Source organism: Microbacterium sp. ISL-103, assembly GCF_018613995.1.
Classification (GTDB): domain Bacteria; phylum Actinomycetota; class Actinomycetes; order Actinomycetales; family Microbacteriaceae; genus Microbacterium.
In genome coordinates, this window is the sequence record NZ_JAGGPD010000610.1 from 1 (window position 1) to 5,137 (window position 5,137).

The following is a 5,137-nucleotide window of genomic DNA, read 5'->3' on the forward strand; positions in this document are numbered from 1 at the left end:
AGGATTCGAACCTGCGACCAAGAGATTAGAAGGCTCCTGCTCTATCCCCTGAGCTACGGAGGCGCACCGTTCTACCGTACCGCGCCGGATTCCGATGTCGGAGCCGTCGATAGGATGACGTCATGGTATCTGCCCCAGAGAACGACCGCCTCGTCTGGATCGACTGTGAGATGACCGGTCTCGATCTCGCTGGCGACGAGCTCGTCGAGATCGCCGTCGTCATCACCGACTTCGAGCTGCGCCCCGTCGATCCCGGATTCCAGGTGGTCATCCGCCCGAGCGACGCGGCGCTCGAGAACATGAACGACTTCGTGACGAAGATGCACGAGACGTCAGGGCTGATCACCGAGATCCCCCACGGCATCTCGTTGGCAGACGCCGAAGCCCAGACTCTCGCCTACATCAAGCGCTTCGCCCCCGTCGAGCGGAAGGCTCCGCTCGCGGGCAACACGATCGGCACCGACCGCATGTTCCTGGCGAAGTACATGAGCCAGGTCGACCAGTGGCTCCACTACCGAAACGTCGACGTCTCCAGCATCAAGGAACTCTCGCGGCGCTGGTATCCGCGAGTCTTCTTCCAGGCGCCGGCGAAGGACGGCGGCCACCGCGCCCTCGCTGACATCCTCGAGTCGATCCGCGAACTGCGGTACTACCGCGAAGCGGTGTTCGTCGACGAGCCGGGGCCCTCGAGCGACGACGCCCGAGACATCGCTGCCCGCACCGTGTCAGAGTTCACCCCGAACATGTAATAGACTCGTGTGGTTGCCAATCGCGGTTGGCACATGGTGGGTATAGCTCAGCTGGTAGAGCGCTGGCTTGTGGTGCCGGATGTCGCGGGTTCGAGTCCCGTTACTCACCCCACTGAGAAGAGGGTCCGAGTCGTCAGACTCGGACCCTCTTCGTGTTCTCGGGCACCGGTCGGCGACCCCTAGGATTGCGTGGTGTCGCTCGCCGTGTGGTTCTCGCTTCTGACCGCCTGCGTGGTGATCAGCTTCACTCCTGGTGCCGGTGCCATCAATACGATGTCGAACGCACTCAGGCAGGGCTGGCGCCGATCGATCTGGGGAATCCTCGGGCAGCAACTCGCACTGATCGTGCACGTCGTGATCGTCGCCGCAGGCCTTGGATTGATCGTGTCGCAGTCCGAGTTGCTGTTCAACGTCATCCGTTACGCCGGAGCCGCCTATCTCGTCTTCCTCGGCATTCGGCTGATCCTCACGAGGCCGACGATCCCGGAGGCCGATGACGATGCACAGGGTGATCTCCACGAAGGTCACTGGTCGATGATCCGGCGCGGATTCTGGGTGAACCTGCTGAATCCGAAAGCCATCGTCTTCTTCCTCGCGTTCATCCCCCAGTTCATCAAGCTCGACGAGCCGCAGTTGCCGCAGTACCTCACCCTCATCGTCACGGTGATGATCGTGGACATCCTCGTGATGTGGGGATTCTTCGCAGTGGCAGCCCGGCCGTTCCGACGGCTCACGCGCTCTCCCCGGGGCCAGCGGATCCTCAACAGCATCTTCGGAGTGCTGTTCATCGCCGTCGCCGCGCTCCTGGTCGTCCTGCACTGACACCCGCCCGTCCCTCGCGGCAATAGGCTGGAGCTGATGGAGATGGATTCTGCACCCTTCGAGGAACTGGTGATCGACGAGCTCGATCGCCTGCCCGACGAGATGGTCGACGGGCTCGACAATGTCGTCTTCGTCGTCGAAGACCGTCCTGAAGACGGATCCCTCGACCTCCTCGGCCTCTATGACGGCCTGGCGTTGACCGAGCGCGGTCAATACGGCACGGGAGAGCTCCCTGACCGCATAGTCGTGTACCGCGAGCCCCACCTCGCCGCGTGCGAGACCGAATCCGAGCTCCGCGATGAAGTGCACACGACCCTGGTGCATGAGATCGCGCACTTCTACGGCATCGACGATGAACAGCTGCACGAGCTGGGGTGGGCGTGACTCCCCTCGCAACCCCGGAACTCGAGGAGCTCACGCGACTCTCCGCCGCTCCTCTCGAACCTTGGGAGGTCGTCGTCTGGAACGACCCCGTCAACCTGATGAGCTACGTCGTGAGGGTGTTCCGCACGTACTTCGGATACTCGCTCGACCGGGCGACACAGCTCATGCGGGCCGTGCATCACGAGGGTCATGCGGTCGTCGCCACCGGACCGCGCGAGACGATGGAGGTCCACGTGCAGGCGATGCACGACTACGGCCTGTGGGCGACCGTGCGGAAGGTCGCGTGATGACGGGACCGGCAGTGCGTATGACGATGGCTCGAGTCGAGGGCGCGCAGCTCGTGCGGCTGGTCGACGACCTGCGCGAGCTCGTCGGCTCGGAGCGCGACCTCACCGACCCTGCGATCACACGCCTCGTGCCCGATCCCTATCCCGACGATGACGAAGCCTCGCGAACCTTCCGTGCTGCGACCAGCGACGACCTGCTCGATCGCCGCGCCCTCGATGCCGACGTCGTGCGCACCGCTCTCGCAGAGATGCGAGGCGATCTCGACTCGATGTCGCAGGGAGAGGCGTTCGCCGAGCACGAACTCGAGATCCCGCCGAGCGACGTCGACGCCTGGCTGCGCACCCTCACCGCACTGCGACTGATCATCGCATCCCGTCTCGGCATAGAAGACGACGACGACCGAGACCCGGAGGATGCACGCTTCGGCGTCTACGACTGGCTCGGCTACCGCCTCGAACTGGTCATCGAGGCTGCCGACGAGCTTCTGTGAGCGATCAGGGGATCTCGAACACCCTGGTCGCGAGTGCTCGGGGATCGTGACGCTCGAGGTGGTCGCGCTCCTGCGCCGCCCAGCGATCCCAGTGCGGTCGGTAGGTGTCCCCGTCGCGATGCAGCGCTCGCGCCTTGCGGGAGTGGTCCGAGGCCTCGAGCCACACGCTCACATCGGCGATCGCGGATGACGACGGGGTCAGGATGCCGCTGCCTTCGATGATCACGCCGAGCGACGGATCCACGGCGTAGCTCTCCGCCTCCGCCTCGCGATCCCAGTCCCATCGGGTCCAGGAACCGATGTATCCACGACCATGCCGACGAAGTATGCCGTCGAGGGCACGCTCGACACCGTCGTGCAGTCCGTCCCACCCCGGATAGATCGAGTCGAGGGCTATCAGCTGCACGCGTCCGGCGATCGGCCACCGATCGACCAGCATCCGGGCGAGCGTCGTCTTTCCCGCGCCGCTGCGTCCGTCGAGGAGGACGACGGGATTCACCGCGTCGAGGCTGCGGACATCCGCGACGATGCGAGTCGCGGCGCGCTCGAGAGCCGCCGCGACCGGGTCGTCACTTCTTGAGTGCACGGATGATGCGTGAGAGTGCTCGACCGGTCGCCCAGACGAACGGGATCGCGACGACCAGCAGGGTCACGATGTTCGGTTCGAACCGGAGTCCCTCCTCGCGGCGCACGTAGACACCTACCGGAACCGACACTCCGCCGCCACCCCCGCCTTCGGCTCCATCGCCGCTTCCTCCGCCGAAGCCGGAGTAGGTGAAGGCGACGGGGGTGATGCTCACGCCGTCGACATCCTGCTGTTCGCCGTACGCGCTCTTCACGCCGAACGAGGCGGCCTGCTTACCGAGTTCCAGTGCAATGTTGGGCATGGCTCCACGCTAGCCCAGTAATCGGACGCCGGAAGGGTCAATCGACTCCGTGGGCCTTGGGGTGCTGAGCGGCACCGCGCCCGTCGCCACGGCCGATATGTCTCGCCCGGCTGATCGTGGAGACGCCGAATCGCGCGACCGCATCGTCGACTGCGCCCTCGACCCGCCGCCAGTCCTCGTCGTCGTCCCAGAGGCCGAACCCCCCGCCCCCTGCCGGTCGCAGCTTCTCGGCCCGCACTCCGACAAGACGCACCGGGTCGCGTCGTTCGATCTGGTCGAACAGTGCCTGGGCGGCCTCACCGATGCGCTGCCCCACTGCCGTCGGCTCGGGCAGGGTCTGAGAGCGGCTGACGGTGCGGAAATCGTCGAAGCGGACCTTGATCGCCACCGTCGACGTCTCCCATCCAGCTCTCCGCAGTCGCGCGGCGACGCGGTCGGCCAGGCGGAGCAGTTCCGCCCGCAGATAGGCGCGGTCGGAGATGTCCGTGTCGAAGGTCTCCTCATGACCGACGCTCTTCTCGACGCGCTCGGTCTCGACCGTTCGAGGATCCTCACCCCGCGCCAGCTCGCTGAGCCGGCTGCTCAAGGCCGGGCCGACGGCGCGATCGAGCATCTCCCGCGAGGACATCCGGATGTCGCGGATCGTACGGATACCGCGTCCCTCCAGCGCCTCCGCCGCTTTGGGGCCCACGCCCCACATGGCGCGCACCGGGCGGGGGTCGAGGAAGTCCTGCGTGTCGGAAGCCGCGATCACGAGCATTCCATCGGGTTTCGAGATGGTCGAGGCCATCTTCGCGACATGCTTCGTCGCGGCGACACCCACACTGCAGGTGATGCCGACCTCGTCGCTCACGCGTTCGCGCACGAGTTGTGCGATCCGCGCGGGACTCCCCCACAGCCGTCGGACGCCCCGCACGTCGAGGAACGCCTCGTCGACGGAGAGAGGCTCGACGAGCGGGGTGAACGACTCGAAGATCTCCATGACCTGCCGCGACACGGCGTGATACCGATGGAAGTGCGGGGGCACGATGCGCGCCGCAGGGCACAGACGCATCGCCTGAGAGACCGGCATCGCCGCCCTCACCCCGTACCGACGCGCCTCGTAGGACGCGCTCGACACCACCGACCGGCCGTCCGGCGCCCCGATGATCAACGGGAGCCCGCGAAGACTCGGATCGTCGAGAACCTCGACCGCCGCGTAGAACGCGTCCATATCGACGTGCAGGATGCTGGTGCCGGTGTCATCGGCATCGACGGACGAGACGATGCGCCCTCTGCCGTCACCGTGTCCCATGAGACCATTCTCCCCCGGACCTCGGACACGAGGCCCGGGGGATGCGGTTACTGCGCAGCGCGCTCGAGGACGAGTTCGCGGACCCTGGCGGCATCCGCCTGGCCCTTCATCGCCTTCATCACTGCGCCGATGACGGCGCCGGCGGCCTGGACCTTGCCGTCCTTGATCTTCGCGAGCACGTCGGGCTGGGCAGCGAGTGCCTCGTCGATCGCGGCGATCAGCG

General features: G+C 66.1%; 8 protein-coding genes, 1 tRNA gene and 1 pseudogene. 6 read left to right on the plus strand and 4 right to left on the minus strand.

The annotated features are described in order from the left end of the window. Positions 1-122 precede the first annotated feature (122 nt). The 6 genes from orn (at position 123) to J7E68_RS18575 (ending at position 2,733) form a co-directional block, all read left to right on the plus strand. Positions 123-749, plus strand: a complete 627-nt coding sequence (gene orn / locus J7E68_RS18550) for an oligoribonuclease (protein WP_215175008.1) — start codon at positions 123-125, stop codon at positions 747-749. Between the two features lie 36 nt (positions 750-785). Then, positions 786-861: transfer RNA gene (locus J7E68_RS18555), tRNA-His, on the plus strand. Positions 862-941: 80 nt separating this feature from the next. Next, positions 942-1,571: a LysE family transporter gene (locus tag J7E68_RS18560; RefSeq protein WP_215175010.1), complete on the plus strand. Its 630-nt coding sequence runs from the start codon at positions 942-944 to the stop codon at positions 1,569-1,571. Between the two features lie 36 nt (positions 1,572-1,607). After that, a complete protein-coding gene (locus J7E68_RS18565; RefSeq protein ID WP_215175011.1) occupies positions 1,608-1,955 on the plus strand; it encodes a metallopeptidase family protein in 348 nt (115 codons plus the stop codon). After that, on the plus strand, positions 1,946-2,242 hold the full coding sequence (gene clpS / locus J7E68_RS18570; protein ID WP_215175012.1) for an ATP-dependent Clp protease adapter ClpS: 297 nt from the start codon (positions 1,946-1,948) through the stop codon (positions 2,240-2,242). The genes J7E68_RS18565 and clpS overlap by 10 nt, the downstream gene beginning before the upstream one ends. Next, positions 2,242-2,733: a DUF2017 family protein gene (locus J7E68_RS18575; protein WP_215175013.1), complete on the plus strand. Its 492-nt coding sequence runs from the start codon at positions 2,242-2,244 to the stop codon at positions 2,731-2,733. Before clpS ends, J7E68_RS18575 begins: the two co-directional genes overlap by 1 nt. 4 nt (positions 2,734-2,737) lie before the next feature. Here J7E68_RS18575 and J7E68_RS18580 read toward each other — a convergent pair whose 3' ends face one another. The 4 genes and pseudogenes from J7E68_RS18580 to J7E68_RS18595 all read right to left on the minus strand — a co-directional run. Further along, a complete protein-coding gene (locus J7E68_RS18580) occupies positions 2,738-3,319 on the minus strand; it encodes a hypothetical protein (RefSeq protein ID WP_215175015.1) in 582 nt (193 codons plus the stop codon). Beyond that, positions 3,303-3,620 carry a hypothetical protein gene (locus J7E68_RS18585; RefSeq protein WP_215175016.1) on the minus strand — a complete coding sequence of 106 codons (318 nt, stop codon included), beginning with the start codon at positions 3,618-3,620 and terminating at the stop codon, positions 3,303-3,305. The genes J7E68_RS18580 and J7E68_RS18585 overlap by 17 nt, the downstream gene beginning before the upstream one ends. 37 nt (positions 3,621-3,657) lie before the next feature. Beyond that, the gene (gene dinB / locus J7E68_RS18590) at positions 3,658-4,914 is read right to left on the minus strand and encodes a DNA polymerase IV (RefSeq protein WP_215175019.1); all 1,257 of its coding nucleotides are present in this window, start codon (positions 4,912-4,914) and stop codon (positions 3,658-3,660) included. A gap of 47 nt (positions 4,915-4,961) precedes the next feature. Continuing rightward, positions 4,962-5,137 (minus strand): annotated as a pseudogene (locus J7E68_RS18595) (GatB/YqeY domain-containing protein); the annotation flags it as partial.